We start from the raw sequence: 16239 nt of genomic DNA, 5'->3' as shown, positions 1-16239 counted from the left end.
TTGCGCTTATCAGGCATTACACAAACAAACCTTGCACCCTTTGCGGTTAACCAACAAATCAATCTTTTTTATGTTGTTCTGTGTAATTTTGATTCCCTTTAAGAGCTTCATCGTGTACATTCATTCCGTTTGCCATTCCGAGCATGAATGCAGTAATGATTAAGATTATTTTTCTTTTTATCCAAAGTATTGGTTGCCTAGATTGCTCTAAGCGTATTTTATTATTACGTTTATACATTTTGTAAATGATGAATGATTAGACATTTTTTTATCATCATTATGCCTAGAATAGCATAAATGCCTAGAAAAATTCACTAAGCGTTGTATAAACTTTTAATAAGGGATATTGGAAGTTATTATTTCATTTATAAAAATAGACTGAGTTATAAATGAACTTATATTTTGATACAGAAACTTATGTTCTGCTAAAACAATCGCGACTTGAAAGCTAAAAACGACTGAAAACCCAACACATCTTAAAGGAATTAAAAAGAAAGTCTTCCCTAGAGATTTTACTTGATTGTAAACGTATAAACCAGAGTCTTTAAAATTTAATTCTCTGCTTTCGTTAATGAGCGAAGACTGATAATAATCGGCTGATTTTGATTGAAATTCCAAAGCACCATCACCTGCAATCACGACAAAAGCCAGAAAGAGATAAATCAGATATTTTAAATGCTTTTTCAATCTATTTTTATTTGAAATATTATTTTATTTCAGTCAAACGAAAATACAAATTCTGTAAGCTAAAACAATCAATTGTAACAAATCATCTTAGACAAAACACATATTTATAAATATTCACTCAACTCTAAACGCTCAAATTTAATCTTGTATTTTTGAACATATTTACTCCATTCCTCTTTGTTTTTACCACCATATACAGAAAAAGCATAATCAACTATTTCTTTACTAAAATGATTTCCAAAAACAGTATCTAAATATTCTATCCCTGAATCGATTACTTGTTTCAAAATAGATAATTTATCTATTTCATTTTCTTTACAAGCCTTATCAAGCCATAATCCTTTTCCAATTTTTACATATTCTTTGAGCAAACTTTCAGTAATAAACGCCGAAGGAACATCATTAATATCTGGTTGATGTTTTGCATTCTTAAAAACTAACAGAATCAATTCTTCAGAATAATATTCTTCTGGAATTAATCTTAACATTGTTCCATTTTCAGAGGCTTTAAAACAAAGTTCTTTAGTCATAAATTCATCCGGAATAACTTGAATTGCAAAACCATCTTTGCCAATTAATTTATCGCAGAATTCAAAAGTTATCAAACTCTTATCAATAAATGGCAAAGCGTGATAGGTAATATTTAACGCCAGATTACAAAGCTCCTCGGTTTTAAATTCTTTCGGAACCAATTTAAGATCTCTATAATTTGATAAAACACGACCGCGCCAATATTCATACGTTTTAGCAGGAGGATTATTTTGTTTTAAAATCAATTCTCCAAATTCTAATTCTCGTTTTAATTCTTCAAAAGTTTCTATTAAAGGATTATCAAGATGTTTTCGCAATTCTATCGAGATAATGTCCTCCCCAGAAACTTCATCGTATTCACATTCGTTTTCAGTATCAAAATCATCTGCTCTGTCATTATAATAAAACAGTTTGTTTTTACGCTCCGCAAATGTTGTATAATGATCTTCGACTATAAATACAGGAGCTTCAATTACACCGTCACATTTAAAATTACCGTGATTATAAGAAGTCATCACAACTTCCTGAGCCCTAACATTGCCTTTTATCTCAACATATGAACCACCTAATAACATACTTTGGCAATTAACATTACCCGCAATAAAAACGTAGGGTCCATAATCTCCTTCGGCATTTATTATAGTTCCGTTTGTAGAGAAATTTCCATTTATTAAAACACCTTCAATTCTTAACGTATCAATCCCTTTTAACAGTAGATTTAATAATTTGCACAACCATTTCTTTTCTTTATCCTCATAAAGGTCTAAATAAAAGTTGCCCTCAAAATCGACATCTTGATTTGCTACAAGAAAGAAATCCTGTTCATCCCATTCCTCAAAATAATCAAACCCTTCTCGCTCAACCAAAAAAGGATAGATTTCTTTAACTTCTTTAATGGTAACTAATTTAAAAACTGAATTATGCATTTTATGATTTATTAAGCCAAATCGCTAAGGATTTTTTCTTGTCAAGATTACGCAATTCTACTATAAAAATCAATAATCATCAGAAAAATTGCACTTTTAATCCGTTTGATAAAGTATTAAAACTATACGAATAGTTCTTACTGAAAAAGAAAAAGTTGCTCTTTTAAAGAAGTTATTGAGCGAAAAAATAATTTTACGGAAGATATATTTATAGAAAACCGAAGTTTTTATTAAGCTTCGGCTTCTTTACACTTATAGTTTAGCATAAATAATAGATTACAAATTTTACAATATTTATCTTTATTCACACATAAAAACCTTACAATTGTGTTTATTAGTAAAATTGTAATATATTTATCGTAAATATTATTTTCTCATGCTCGAATACTTTATGACAGCTACAAATCCTTAAATTAATACAAACTAACACTTTTTAGTATGTTTAGACAATCAAAAAGAAATCCATTTGATAAAAACGAATTTATGAAAGATGATATACAGGAAAGAAAAGATTTTTAGGAAAGATGCTGGAAGCTAGAAAAACTAAAAGTCGTTATGATTCTATTTTTTCTTCTCGTGATAATTTCTTTTCTATTGGTCCCAAAAGAAGTGCAACTGAAGGAGAGTTATATTTTGATAGCAATGACAATACAATTTATCGAGGAAATAGAGATGGTAGCTGGACTAAAGCTACTCAGTTAAGTGAAATTGTAGTTACAAATTTAATTGGAAGAATAGTTAAAAGCGATGGTATAAGAGTTTTTAGTTTTGGTGGAGATGCCGTTGCAGGAAGTGGAAATTTAAGAAATGATAGAGGTTCGGGATCAATTCCTTCCCCGGGACATGATTTAAATACCGCTTTTGATTTAGGTTACTTATTAGGGAAATTATTTCCAAATCCATCAATGATGATTCCCTGGCTTTTAGAATTTGAACTTCGATTAAAATATGGCGCTCCAAACAAGCAATCATCAGCTCCTAAAAATACAAATTCTACTGATCCAGAAATGATTATAATGTCATTATATAATTACAGTGCTACAGATGTATTTGGAGGAAACCATTCTCAAGTTCATGAAAAGAAAGTAAAAGATACAGCTGTAGAACCTTCTCAAAAAGGCAATATTGAACAGATGAATAGTAGAGCTTATAAAAAAGCTACACAAGAAAGAGATGCGAATAACCGTGAACTTCAAAAGAAACTAGATTATTATAAACAATGAAAAAGACAGCATTTTTTTTAATCGTAATATCTTTAATACTAATTTCTTGTAATAAAGAAAAAAAGACAGCAGGGAATAATAAAATTATTAATCATGAAATTAATATAGTTTTCCCTGATACTGTATTTCTTAATGAACTTTATAATGGAAAAATAAATTATAAAAATGATTTAGACAGTATAGATACTAGTTTAAGTAATGAAAAAAAATATAGATATATTGATTATTATTTTGTGAAAACTAAAAATATAAATTATACGGATGAACATTTAAAAAAAATAACAACCGATACCTTTACAGCTGAACATTACAAAAGCATTCCTTTGTATTCTATTCGATTTGATAGCTTAGGCATTAATTATATTGACGGCATAATTGTAGATGAAGTAAATATATCACACGGAGCCAAAGGTAAAAACAAAGAGCCTATGGATAGAATAATTACCAATGAATTTAGAGTCACCAAAAAAGTAGTAGTCATTGAGAAACCTAAAATTATAAAACCTTAGTGGCTTTTTTCTCCAAACGAAGATCAAAAATATAACTGAAATGTAAAAGAATTTTAAATATCTTTGAACTATGAGCACAGAAACAAAACCTAGACATATCGGAAGAAACATTAGCCGAATCAGAGAGCTTAGAGACATGAAACAAGAAGCTCTTGCACAAGCAATTGGCACTACGCAACAATCTATCTCTATTATTGAGGGAAGCGAAAGCGTTGATGATGAAAAACTAAAAGCAATTGCCGAAGCTTTGGGTGTTCCTGCCGAAGTGATAAAAAACTTTTCTGAAGAAGCTGTTTTTAATATTATTGGAAATACTTATCATAATGATTCTTCTTCTATAAAAAATAACAACTGTACTTTTAATCCGTTAGATAAACTTCTTGAAGCTTTTGATAAAAATGAAAAACTTTACGAACGATTGGTTCTAGCTGAAAAAGAGAAAGTTGCTCTTTTAGAAAAATTACTAAGCCAAAAATAATTTTTACGAAAATATATTTACACAAAAACCGAAGTTTTTTTTTAAAGCTTCGGTTTTTTTATGGATTTGATTATTGTTACGGGCACGGATTACAAATCCGCGCTATCGGGGGAGAATCTGAGTTACTAAGATTCTAAGAAGTCCTATTTACACGCAATTTTGTCATTTCGAGGGACGAGAAATCTTATCAAGTAGCTCGACAAAGATTGACGATTTTAATAACAGAGTTTCTCGTGAAGATTTCTCATTCCTCGAAATGACAATATTGTAGAGTTACTAAGGGAGATTGCTTCGCAAGAAACTCTGTCATCAAAATCATATAATTAATTCATCATTTTTTCTTTGCAAACAATTTTCCACAATACTGAGTTCGCGTGAGGGATTACTTCACATTATTTTATTTTAATTGGAGTTCAGTGAATTTCATTTGAGGCGTTATCCTTTTATGAAGCGATAGCGGAGTAAAAGATATAGCCGAAAGCCCGACCCGGAGGGACACGCCATTCTAAAAAGATTCTAAGATTCTAAGGTTCTGAGTTGCTATGTTGCTAAGATTTCGAAAAGAAAAAATCAGCTAAATCTCCCAAATCTGCGAGAGAAAAAGCAAAAGAAAAAACCCAAAAACAAATAAGAAAATTTTAATAAACCAATCCTTTTTAGTGTTTCTAAAATTAGTATTTTTGAGTATTCAAAGTATAAAACCAAATTAACATGAAATATCATCAAATAAACAACTCTCTTTTTATAAAAAATCGCGAAAAATTCATAGCTCAAATGAAGCCTAATAGTGTAGCGGTTTTTAATTCAAATGATATTTATCCAGTTAGCGCCGATAGCACATTACCATTTGCTCAACATAGAGATATTTTTTACCTAAGCGGAGTAGATCAGGAAGAAAGCATCTTATTACTTTTCCCAGATGCACCATATGAAAACCAACGTGAAATTTTGTTTTTAAAAGAAACCAATGACCATATTGCTGTTTGGGAAGGGGAAAAACTAACCAAACAACGTGCCTTTGAAGTTTCTGGAATCAAAACCGTTTATTGGTTACAAGATTTTGAAAAAGTCTTAAACGAAATGATGACTTATGCCGATACAATGTACATTAATACTAATGAGCATTATCGTGCAACTGTTGAAACTGAAACTCGTGAAGCTCGTTTTGTAAAATGGTGGAAAGAAAGATATCCAGCACATCAGGTTGCCAAAAGTAACCCAATATTACAACGCATTCGTTCGGTAAAAGAAAGCGAAGAAATCGATTTGATTCAGCAAGCGTGTAATATCACCGAAAAAGGTTTCCGAAGATTATTATCTTTTGTAAAACCAAATGTAACTGAATACGAAATCGAAGCGGAGCTTATTCACGAATTTATTCGCAATCGCTCTAAAGGTTTTGCTTATACTCCTATTATTGCTTCAGGAAATAACGCAAACGTACTGCACTATATCGAAAACAACCAACAATGTAAAGCTGGAGATTTAATCTTGCTGGATGTTGCTGCCGAATATGCTAATTATTCTAGCGATATGTCTCGTACAATTCCAGTATCGGGTACCTATACCGCTCGCCAAAAAGCAGTTTACAATGCTGTTTTACGCGTAAAAGATGAAGCTACAAAAATGCTTACACCTGGAACGCTTTGGAAACAATATCATTTAGAAGTTGGAAAAATAATGACTTCTGAATTATTAGATTTAAAACTAATTGACAAAGCCGATGTACAGAACGAAAACCCGGATTGGCCAGCCTACAAAAAATATTTCATGCACGGAACTTCTCACCACATGGGATTAGATACGCATGATTACGGATTGTTGCACGAACCTATGAAAGCCAATATGGTTTTTACAGTTGAACCTGGAATTTACATTCCTGCTGAAGGTTTCGGTATTCGTATAGAAGATAATGTTGTGATTCAGGAAACAGGAGAGCCATTTAATTTAATGCGTAATATTCCTATTGAAGCTGATGAAATAGAAAGCTTAATGAACGTTTAATTCAGTTCATTTTATTCATAAAAACAAACGGCTTTCAGAAATGTTAGCCGTTTTGCTTTTACATACATAACAAACTATTATTTTTGCAACATAAACTTATTTCATTGAAAAATATCCTCTTCAAAAATACCAATATCTCATATTCAGACACAGGAAAAGGCACAACCATCGTTTTGCTTCATGGTTTCTTAGAAAACAAGACCATGTGGAATCATTATGTTGATGCATTCTCTAAAAATTACCGCGTTGTCACTATTGATTTATTAGGCCATGGAAAAACAGAACCACGAGGTTACGTTCATACAATGGAGGACAATGCTGATGTGGTAAACGAAGTCCTATCTCATCTTAAGATCGAGAAGGCTATTTTAATAGGACACTCTATGGGCGGTTATGTCGCTTTGGCTTTCGCTGAATTATATACCGAAAAAGTACAAGGTTTAGTTTTATTAAATTCTACATCTAAACCTGATAATGCCGAAAGAAAACTAAACCGAACCAGAGCCATCAAAGCCGTTAAACTAAACTATACAGCTTTTATAAGTTTAGCTATAGGTAATTTATTTAGCGAAAACAACCGAGAAAGGCTTGCTACAAACATCGAACTCGTAAAAGAAGAAGCCTTAAAAACGCCGCTTCAAGGAATAATTGCCTCATTAGAAGGCATGAAGATCAGAAAAGATAAGGAGATTATTTTACATACAAATCTTTTCCCAATGTTATTGATTTTAGGAGAAAAAGACCCTGTTTTAAACTACGAAGAAAGTATTCAACAAATAGAAAATACAAATGTATCACTTGTAACTTTCCCTGATGGGCATATGAGCTCTATCGAGAACGAAACAGAATTGACTGCTGTTTTATTAGATTTTTTTAATAAGATTTAAAATAACAAAAGGCTATTTCAAAAAAAATGAAATAGCCTTTTTTATAAGTAAAAATAGAATCTATAATTTAGAAGATATATCTTTTTTAAATTTAGCCAAAACTGCTCTTGTCATACCTAAATTAGCTTTAGTTGAATCTACTGCTAAATAAATAAAATATTTTTCGTCATCAGAAACATCTATTATATGCAACTGATTCGTTAGAGTAATTAATATGTCATTGATTTTCTGGTTCAAGCCTAAAGCTTTAATAGCATTCATTTTAGCTTTAACGACTTCTAAGTTATAAGCCGAAGCTAATTCAGGATCAAAATTTGGGTCTAAAGAAAGTGAAGAATAAGACATTCCAGTTTCAACTTCTGTTACAGATACAGCGATAAAACCTGAAATGTTTTCTTTCAAATCATTTTGAAAGTTTTGTAAAAAATCTGACATGGTATTTATATTAAAATTAGTTATTATGTATAGTCTCCATCCTACGAAGCAAAAGCCCCATTTTACTAGTATCTTTTGAAAGCAAAGCAATACAATTATCATCTTGATCTTTGTTTGCAACTACAATCCCTCCGTCATTCTTAATCATGACCTGTTTAAGTCCTCCGATATTAATATCTTCCGACATTTCCAAGCACATTTTCAAAATCATACCAATCATTGCCGCAACGTTACCATCGTACTCCAGATTAACCGATTCAATTAAAATGCCGTCTATACTAAAAATCAATCCAGATTCGGCTCCCGTTTCAGTCACCAACGTGTTTAAATCAATACTTCCTTGCATATATCTTTGTTTTTTGAAGCGCCAAAGTTATTTTAATTTAAAAGAGTCGTGAACTAAACACTTGTTAAATAAAAGTTAATCATACCACCCTGATAACCCATTGTTTATACTTCAATCTTTTGGCAATAATAAATTATTTAAACCAACAAATACCAATAAAAACAACTAATAATCTCACAAAAATGACATACCAATACAAAAAATGAAATAATAATTCACGATTCGAGATAAAACTCATTACCAAATCATTATATAAGTTTTTTATATAAATTTGCCAAAAATTAAGTTCTATGAAAACAACTGATGAATTACGCTTTGACTTAAACGTCAAGCTAATGAAATTCCGAAGATTTCGCTTTATAAACGGTGAGATCACTTTGGGAGATCATAAACAAGAACAGGCTAAAAAAGGTTTTTTCAAAAAAATATTTAGCTAAAATAATTTACAACGAAAGCTTTTATCAAAACCGCCCCTTTTGATAAATCTTTTAGTATTTCTACACTATCTTTTCTTCAAAAGTTATTTCAATATTCAGAATTTCATTCAAAAGCAAAACTATTTGCTCCAGATAATCCCTCATTATCTCACTATTAATAATAGAATTAACATCTTTCTCTTCTTTAAATCCAAAAGGTAAAAAACCAGATTTTAAGTTCTTAAAGGAGATAATTCCAGCTTCAATAGGCAAGGCATATGCCAAAACCTGAATAATTTTATCATTTTTTATATCAGCTACAAGTCCATCCCAATTTTTAAGAATAACATTAGCCTTATCTACTTTACCTGTTTTATAATCAATAATCCTGATAATGCAATTACGCTGTTCAATTCTATTTACATTTCCTTTTATTAAAACCGGAAAAGCTAAACCTGGATGCGTCAATGTTCTTTCAAAGGTTTCTTCTATTGCAAGAATTTTAATTTCATCACCTTCTTTAATATTATCAAGTTCAACTTTCAAGAAATTTGTAACATTACGTTTAGCTACTTCAAAAGCCAAAAGATTACGCCCTTTTTTAATCTCACCTTCTTTATAAACTAACTTAAACTGTTTCAAGACTTCATTATCTAGTAATTTAAAACAATTTAAAATATCATTTTCAGAAATAAATTTGCCTACAAAAGGTACATAAAGCGCCTTCAAGGTTTCATGGATGATTGTTCCTAATGTATTTAAAGCAATATTCTCTTCAACTTCTTCGACCTCGCGGATTCGCAATATTTTTATGAAAAAAACTGAATCGAACCAGTGCCATTAAAGCCGTTAAACAAAACTATTCCGCATTTATAGGTTTGGCTATAGGTAATTTATTTAGCGAAAATAACAAGGACAGACTTGAAAACTCCGCTTCAGGGAATAATTGCTTCATAAAAAGGCATGAAGATTCGAAAAGACAAGGGAATTATTTCACATACAAATCTCTTCCCAATGTTATTGATTTTTAAGAGAAAAAGACCCTGTTTTAAACTACGAAGAAAGTATTCAGCAAATAGAAAATACAAATGTATCACTTGTAACTTTCTCTGATGGACACATGAGTTCTATCGAGAACGAAACAAAATTGACTGCGGTTTTGTTAGATTTTTTTAAAGATATTTAAATCATTTCAGAACTTAAATATCCTTTTTCAATGAGTTCGTTTTTATCTTTTAAATGATTTAGTTTTCCATTTTTAATTAAAACCAATCTTGTTGAAATACTAATTACATTTCTGTAATTATGGTCGGATATTATGATTCCTTTTTTACAGGAATTCATAACAATTAATTGATTAACTTTTTCAATCATCAAAGGAGATAATCCATTATAAGGCTCATCGAGTAAAACAAACTTTGATGAATTCTCTAATACAAGTTTTATTTCGAGATAACGTAATTCACCTCCTGATAAATGAGCAATCTTTTTGTCGGTTATTGCCTGTATCATTTCGTCATTACAAAATGAATTAATTCTTTCTTTTGCAATTGAGAGCCGAATCGCTTTTTTAACAGAAAAAATATTTGGAATAAAATTATCCTGACTCAAATAACTTATTTCATTCATTAATTCTTTAGTCTTTGTTTTGATAACACCATTAATCCTAACAAACTTAAAATTTGCGGATGTAATTCCGAAAATAATTTTAAGAAAAGTAGATTTACCTGAACCGTTTCTTCCCAAAAGCCCGACTATATCATTTGTTTCGCATTGTAAATAAACATCCGAAAGAATTATTCTTTCACCATAAGACTTTTGAACACTATCGATTTCTAAAACATTTCTTTTCAAAATAATCTACTTATTAGATTAAAAATAAAGATACCCACTATTAGAAACAATAGATTAAAACACCAAGAATAAAACCAAAGCCAACCTTTAGAAAGACCATTATTGAAATAAAATAAATATTCGTTTCTAGAATTATTTTCTTTTACTGCCAAGCTTATTGCAAAACCAAAACTCACAACCGAATAATTAAAAACAAGTAGCCCTCCAAAAAGTAAAGGCAAAATACTTGCTGCCAAATTAATGGCTATTGTGCTTTTAAAAAATTCAAAAGCATTCCCTAACTTCTTGATTGTTTTACTCATTATATTTTTTCTTCAAAAGGAATTGTAATATCCAATATCTCATTGAGCAACAACACAATTTGTTCCAAATAATTATGCATTATCTCATCATTAATAATCATATTAACGTCCTTTTCTTCTTTAAATCCAAAAGGTAAAAAACCAGATTTTAAGTTCTTAAAGGAGATAATTCCAGCTTCAATAGGCAATCCATTTGCATTGTTTTCATACATAAAGGCATATGCCAAAACCTGAATAATTTTATCATTTTTTATATCGGCTATAAGTCCATCCCAATTTTTAAGAATAACATTAGCCTTATCTACTTTACCTGTTTTATAATCAATAATCCGGATAATTCCATTACGTTGTTCAATTCTATCTACGTTTCCTTTTATTAAAACTGGAAAAGGTAAACTTGGATGTGTCAATGTTCTTTCAAAAGTTTCTTCTATTGCAAGAATTTTAATTGCATCACCATCTTTGATACATTCTAGTTCGACTTTTAAAAAATTTGAAACATTCCGTTTCGCTACTTCAAAAGCCAAAAGATTACGCCCTTTTTTAATCTCCCCTTCTTTATAAACTAACTTAAACTGTTTCAAGACTTCATTATCTAGTAATTTAAAACAATTTAAAATATCGCTCTCAGAGATAAATTTACCAATAAAAGGGTCATAAAGCGCTTTCAATGTTTCATGAATAATAGTCCCTAAAGTATTTAAAGCAATATTCTCTTCAACTTCTTCGACCTCGCGAATTCGCAATATTTTCTGAAAATAAAACTGAATCGGATTTCGAATATAACTCGTTAATGCTGATGGTGAAAATCCTGCACTTGCAATTTCTTTCAACCGTATCATTACAGCTTCAGATTTAGGAATAACCATTGGTTCATATGCTGTTTCTGGCAAAACTGCATTATAAATTTCATGAGTCAAATTGTGTTTTGGCTTTTTTTCGACCTCAAGCTGCGTTATAAAACGGCTTCTCTCACCTGCATCCAGTCCTTCACTTTCTGTATTATAGAGCAAGTAAATATTCTTAGCACGCTGTAATAAATGATAAAAGTGAAACGTATAAATGGCATCTTTCTCTTTAAATGTTGGCAAACCCAATTCACGTTTAACATCATAGGGAATAAACGAGTTCATAGATTTTCCCGCTGGAAATTTACCTTCGTTCATAGAAGTTACAATTACGGTATCAAAGTCCAGAACACGACTCTCTAAAACTCCCATGATCTGTAAACCGTTTAAAGGCTCTCCTTCAAACGAAACTTCGGCCACTTCTATAACTTGTTTATAAATAGCATAGAGTGTTTCTATTTTATCAATATGCTGGTGCTGAGAATAGTAATTAATCAACTTATTAATTACCTTAAAAATAGCAAAAACGAACGTCTTCGCAATTTTATCTTCTTCACTATCATTACTTAGATTCTCCTTTATCTGGAGTAAGAGTTTTGAAATATTGTTTAAAACTGCTACTGAACCGGAATCCCACTTTTGAAAAAGCAACAAAAACAAATCTGAATGATTCTCATTAAGCTCAATAATTTTAGAGTGAGTTATAAAAGTATAATTGTTTTGATTTATCTTTTTCACCAATCCTTTTACGTTGGCATATGGCTCAATCAAAGGATGTGTTAAGATATCTAAAACATCTTTATAATAAAAAACATAAGAAACACCATTTCTAGACAATGCATTAGTATGCATTTTAAACAGTTTTGCAATCAAAATTTGAGTTGGATTATTCTTACTTGAATACCCCATTGTAATATTTAAAGCTCCCACAGAAGATGGTAAAGCATATAAAAGTGGTACTAGTAAATTTTCATCACCTAATACTACAGCTACTTTATCTAATGATGAACCTGGATTATTAGTAATAATTTCTTCAATTATACTTCCTGTTATTTTTGCTTGTCCAATTGATTTTGGCGTACCAATAACTTGTATGTTTTTAGATTGAGAGAAATCATCTAATATCCATTCAAAGGGGTTTGCTTTATAATATTTCCAATCTTGTTTAAAACGTCTAACAAATAATCCTGCATCATGGTAGGGATCATTTAAAAAAGTTTTATCAATATCCCAATATATTTTAGCCTGCTCAGAAGCTATTAAATGCTGAATAATTTTTTCTTCCGCAGCATTTAAAGCATTAAATCCCGCAAAAACAAAATGCTGATTCTGAACTGAATTCGTAAAATGATCTATATTATTCACCGCTTCTCTATAAATCAATCCTTGATATCCAATTTGTTTATTAAGCAAATGAGTATATAAAGATTCGTAATAACTAGGTAGCAACTTCCAAAAATCTATATAATTCTCTAATAATTGAGTTTTATTTTCAACCTCTATTCCCCATTTTTTAATATCCTCAATATCCTTAAGATAAGAAAGTACGTGTGATGGATCTAATAAATATCTATCGATTTCATTAAAATCCTGCAATAATGTTTTCCCCCAATTAGCGAACAACTCAAAAGACTGTTGGTTTTTTTTCTCCGTAATTGACAAGTACACCTCATAAAACTCGAACAATAATTCTATTGAATCAATTGACCGTACGGAGGCTATATCCTGAATAAATTCTTCAATACTAATTATCTTCGGACTGATAACCGTATTCTGTATTTGTTTTTTTAAAGCTTCGACAAGAAAAATTTTGGCCCTTTTATTTGGTAGAACAATTGTAGTTTCAGCCAATTTGCCTAAATAATCTTCAATTATAACCTTTGCAATCTTATCTAAAAAGTAAATTTCTGTCATTGTATAAAAATAAAAAAAGCCATTCAATTAAGAATGGCTTTTTAAAATTATTTAGAAAAGTAAATTACAATTTACCTTCGTATTTAGAACCTATGTGTCTGATTTCAGTTCTTCTGTTTTCAGCTCTACCTTTTGCAGTTTTGTTACTTGCAACTGGTTGAGATGAACCAAATCCTTTTGCAACTAAATTATCTGGGCTTACACCTCTTTCGATTAATGCATTCATTACAGCATCAGCTCTTTCTTGAGATAATTTGTTGTTGATTTTAGCAGAACCTGTACTATCAGTATGTCCTTCGATGCTAAATTTAGCATTTGGATAAGCTTTAAGGATTTCTTTGATAGCATCTAATCTAGCTTGAGTAGTAGCATCTCCTTTTTTGAAAGTAGCTTTTCCAGTGTCAAAGAATACCGCTCTAGCTTGAACTTTAAGATCATCTAATACAGCAGTAGTTACTTCTGGACAACCTCTGTTACTAGCTGGACCAGCTACAGTAGGACAATCGTCATCTTTGTCAAGTACACCATCTTTATCAGCGTCTGGCCAAGGACATCCACCGTTTTCTTTAGGACCTGCAACAGTAGGACATTTGTCATCTTTATCAGCAACACCATCACCGTCAGTATCTGGACAACCTTTTAAAGCAGCTAAACCAAATGTATCTGGACAAGCATCATCTTTATCAGCAACACCATCACCATCTCTATCTGGACAACCATTTAAAGCAGCTAAACCAAATTCAGTTGGACAAGCATCACTTGCGTCAACGATACCATCACCGTCAGTATCTGGACATCCGTTGAATTGTTTTAAACCAGCAACATCTGGACAAGCATCATCTTTATCGTAGATACCATCTCCGTCAGTATCTTTACCTCCAAATTTGAAAGTAAGACCTGCTGAATGTTGAAAATGAGATGGAGCGTCTGGAATACCAGCAGCATCTTCTCTATCTCCAAAAGATTTTTTGTAAGTAGTAGCTAAAGATAAACCGATTGATTCAGAGAACCAAAAAGTCAAACCAGCTCCTGGGTTAACAGTACCAAAACTGCTATCTCCGAAGAAAGTATAACCTCCACCAACGCTTAACGAAGGATCGATTACTTTAGATTTAATTAAAGACATGAAGCTATATCTAAGTGTAGCATCAATACCATAATACATTAAGTCTCCAGGATTAGAAACTACATAACCACGAGAATCGTGACCAGGAGCAGCTGGATTAAACGTTACGTATCTATCAATTTTATTCACAGAACCTTGTAATCCTACAGAAAAATTATCACCAATGTATCTAGATACACCGATATAAGATACAGAAGGAAGAATGTTCCAGTTGTCTTTTGCTGCGAAAGCCTGAGAAAAATGTTGATCAGCCCAGTTATGTCCTCCACCAGCACTCGTTTTAGTGTCTACGGCATTAACTCCAAAAGAGATAGCCCATGGATTGTTACTGTCTTGTGCGTGAGAACTTAACCCCATCGCCATCATCACAGCAACTAAAAGTTTGTTAAGATGTTTCATACTTAATTTATTTAATTACAATTTAGTTAATTATAGACAAAAGTAATGCGTAAATTTTTAACTACAAAATGAAATGTTAAAAAAAAGCAATAAGAAATGCCAAAAGTGGGAATTATACAACTTTTAACAGTTTACCTACCTTAACAAATGCCTCTAAAGCTCTGTCTAGATGGTCCTTTGTATGCGCCGCAGACAATTGTACTCTTATCCTTGCTTTTTCCTTAGGAACTACAGGAAAGAAGAATCCTATTACATAAATACCCTCCTTTAAAAGTTCATTTGCCATATTTTGCGATAATTTCGCGTCATATAGCATAACGGGAACGATAGCCGAATCCCCATCTATTATATCAAATCCAGCTTTCTTTAAGCCTTCTTTAAAGTAATTCGTATTCCATTCTAATCTATCTCTTAATACTGTGTCTTTTTCTAGAAGCTCAAATACTTTAATAGAAGCTCCTACAATTGCTGGCGCTAATGAATTTGAAAACAAATACGGTCGTGATCTCTGACGTAATAATTCTACAATTTCTTTTTTAGCTGTAGTATACCCCCCCATAGCACCTCCTAAAGCTTTTCCAAGAGTTCCTGTAATGATATCAACTCTACCCATTACTCCTTTTGCCTCAAGAGTTCCTTTTCCTGTTGCTCCAATAAATCCAGCTGCATGGCATTCATCAACCATAACCATTGCATCATATTTATCTGCTAAGTCGCATATTTTATCCAATGGAGCTACAAGTCCATCCATAGAGAATACTCCATCAGTAACAATTAATTTAAAACGAGCTCCAGCATCATTCGCTTTTATTAGCTGCTGTTCTAAATCTTCCATATTACTATTCTCATAACGATAACGAGCCGCTTTACACAAACGAACTCCATCTATTATCGAAGCATGATTTAAACTATCCGAAATAATCGCATCATTTTCCCCCAACAAAGGCTCAAAAACACCTCCATTTGCATCAAAGGCTGCAGCATATAGTATCGTATCCTCTGTTCCATAAAAATCAGCTATCTTTTTCTCTAATGTTTTATGAATATCTTGCGTTCCACATATAAAACGTACAGATGACATTCCGAAACCATGCGTATCCATCGCATCTTTTGCAGCCTGAACAACTTCTGGATGTGAAGACAATCCTAAATAATTATTAGCGCAAAAATTCAAAACTTTCTCTCCAGTAGAAATAGTTATTTCAGCATCCTGAGCAGAAGTTATTATTCTTTCTTTTTTAAAAATTCCGTTTTCTTCAATCGTTTGCAATTCATTCTGCAAATGCTCCTTAATTTTTCCGTACATCTCTACTTATTTAATATGTTAAATTTTAACAAGTTAGTCAGTTTTAAT

The 16239-nt window shown here is 31.5% G+C and carries 16 protein-coding genes and 1 pseudogene; 6 read left to right on the top strand and 11 right to left on the bottom strand.

Annotated features, from left to right (window positions below; translation table 11 throughout):
• Nucleotides 1-58: 58 nt before the first annotated feature.
• From EAG11_RS19110 to EAG11_RS19100, 3 genes are all read right to left on the bottom strand, one after another.
• Entirely contained in the window at nucleotides 59-238 is a 180-nt protein-coding gene (locus EAG11_RS19110; RefSeq protein ID WP_129540581.1) for a hypothetical protein, read from the bottom strand.
• Nucleotides 239-333: 95 nt separating this feature from the next.
• The gene (locus EAG11_RS19105) at nucleotides 334-687 is read right to left on the bottom strand and encodes a hypothetical protein (RefSeq protein WP_129540580.1); all 354 of its coding nucleotides are present in this window, start codon (nucleotides 685-687) and stop codon (nucleotides 334-336) included.
• A gap of 104 nt (nucleotides 688-791) precedes the next feature.
• Nucleotides 792-2144, bottom strand: a complete 1353-nt coding sequence (locus tag EAG11_RS19100; RefSeq protein ID WP_129540579.1) for a polymer-forming cytoskeletal protein — start codon at nucleotides 2142-2144, stop codon at nucleotides 792-794.
• 524 nt (nucleotides 2145-2668) lie between these two features.
• On the opposite strand from EAG11_RS19100, the gene EAG11_RS19095 reads away from it, so the two are divergent.
• The 5 genes from EAG11_RS19095 to EAG11_RS19075 all read left to right on the top strand — a co-directional run bounded on the left by EAG11_RS19095 (nucleotide 2669) and on the right by EAG11_RS19075 (nucleotide 7245).
• Nucleotides 2669-3367 carry a hypothetical protein gene (locus EAG11_RS19095; RefSeq protein ID WP_129540578.1) on the top strand — a complete coding sequence of 233 codons (699 nt, stop codon included), beginning with the start codon at nucleotides 2669-2671 and terminating at the stop codon, nucleotides 3365-3367.
• Complete coding sequence (locus EAG11_RS19090) at nucleotides 3364-3876, top strand: hypothetical protein (RefSeq protein ID WP_129540577.1); 513 nt, start codon at nucleotides 3364-3366, stop codon at nucleotides 3874-3876. The genes EAG11_RS19095 and EAG11_RS19090 overlap by 4 nt, the downstream gene beginning before the upstream one ends.
• A 70-nt stretch (nucleotides 3877-3946) precedes the next feature.
• Nucleotides 3947-4354 (top strand): helix-turn-helix domain-containing protein, encoded by a 408-nt coding sequence (locus tag EAG11_RS19085; protein WP_129540576.1) that lies wholly within the window; start codon nucleotides 3947-3949, stop codon nucleotides 4352-4354.
• Between the two features lie 711 nt (nucleotides 4355-5065).
• Nucleotides 5066-6358: an aminopeptidase P family protein gene (locus tag EAG11_RS19080; protein WP_129540575.1), complete on the top strand. Its 1293-nt coding sequence runs from the start codon at nucleotides 5066-5068 to the stop codon at nucleotides 6356-6358.
• Between the two features lie 104 nt (nucleotides 6359-6462).
• Nucleotides 6463-7245, top strand: a complete 783-nt coding sequence (locus EAG11_RS19075) for an alpha/beta fold hydrolase (RefSeq protein ID WP_129540574.1) — start codon at nucleotides 6463-6465, stop codon at nucleotides 7243-7245.
• A gap of 60 nt (nucleotides 7246-7305) precedes the next feature.
• Here EAG11_RS19075 and EAG11_RS19070 read toward each other — a convergent pair whose 3' ends face one another.
• Together EAG11_RS19070 and EAG11_RS19065 are read right to left on the bottom strand one after the other, a co-directional pair.
• Nucleotides 7306-7680: a hypothetical protein gene (locus EAG11_RS19070; RefSeq protein WP_129540573.1), complete on the bottom strand. Its 375-nt coding sequence runs from the start codon at nucleotides 7678-7680 to the stop codon at nucleotides 7306-7308.
• Between the two features lie 16 nt (nucleotides 7681-7696).
• Nucleotides 7697-8026 carry a roadblock/LC7 domain-containing protein gene (locus EAG11_RS19065; RefSeq protein ID WP_129540572.1) on the bottom strand — a complete coding sequence of 110 codons (330 nt, stop codon included), beginning with the start codon at nucleotides 8024-8026 and terminating at the stop codon, nucleotides 7697-7699.
• 290 nt (nucleotides 8027-8316) lie between these two features.
• Between EAG11_RS19065 and EAG11_RS21870 the strand changes: the two genes are divergently transcribed.
• Nucleotides 8317-8463: a hypothetical protein gene (locus tag EAG11_RS21870; RefSeq protein ID WP_164998740.1), complete on the top strand. Its 147-nt coding sequence runs from the start codon at nucleotides 8317-8319 to the stop codon at nucleotides 8461-8463.
• Between the two features lie 60 nt (nucleotides 8464-8523).
• Here EAG11_RS21870 and EAG11_RS19060 read toward each other — a convergent pair.
• The 6 genes and pseudogenes from EAG11_RS19060 to kbl all read right to left on the bottom strand — a co-directional run.
• Nucleotides 8524-9261, bottom strand: a pseudogene (locus tag EAG11_RS19060) (PD-(D/E)XK nuclease family protein); the annotation flags it as partial.
• A 363-nt stretch (nucleotides 9262-9624) separates the two neighbouring features.
• The gene (locus EAG11_RS19055; protein WP_129540570.1) at nucleotides 9625-10296 is read right to left on the bottom strand and encodes an ATP-binding cassette domain-containing protein; all 672 of its coding nucleotides are present in this window, start codon (nucleotides 10294-10296) and stop codon (nucleotides 9625-9627) included.
• Nucleotides 10293-10598 carry a hypothetical protein gene (locus tag EAG11_RS19050; RefSeq protein ID WP_129540569.1) on the bottom strand — a complete coding sequence of 102 codons (306 nt, stop codon included), beginning with the start codon at nucleotides 10596-10598 and terminating at the stop codon, nucleotides 10293-10295. Before EAG11_RS19050 ends, EAG11_RS19055 begins: the two co-directional genes overlap by 4 nt.
• Nucleotides 10598-13360 carry a PD-(D/E)XK nuclease family protein gene (locus EAG11_RS19045; protein WP_129540568.1) on the bottom strand — a complete coding sequence of 921 codons (2763 nt, stop codon included), beginning with the start codon at nucleotides 13358-13360 and terminating at the stop codon, nucleotides 10598-10600. The genes EAG11_RS19050 and EAG11_RS19045 overlap by 1 nt, the downstream gene beginning before the upstream one ends.
• 64 nt (nucleotides 13361-13424) lie before the next feature.
• Complete coding sequence (locus tag EAG11_RS19040) at nucleotides 13425-14885, bottom strand: OmpA family protein (RefSeq protein ID WP_129540567.1); 1461 nt, start codon at nucleotides 14883-14885, stop codon at nucleotides 13425-13427.
• Nucleotides 14886-14997: 112 nt separating this feature from the next.
• A complete protein-coding gene (gene kbl / locus EAG11_RS19035) occupies nucleotides 14998-16191 on the bottom strand; it encodes a glycine C-acetyltransferase (protein ID WP_129540566.1) in 1194 nt (397 codons plus the stop codon).
• Between the last annotated feature and the right edge of the window lie 48 nt (nucleotides 16192-16239).

It is taken from the genome of Flavobacterium sp. 140616W15 (assembly GCF_003668995.1).
Classification (GTDB): domain Bacteria; phylum Bacteroidota; class Bacteroidia; order Flavobacteriales; family Flavobacteriaceae; genus Flavobacterium.
Note: the sequence above shows the minus strand (reverse complement) of the source record. Positions and strands in the feature narration are given on the sequence as shown.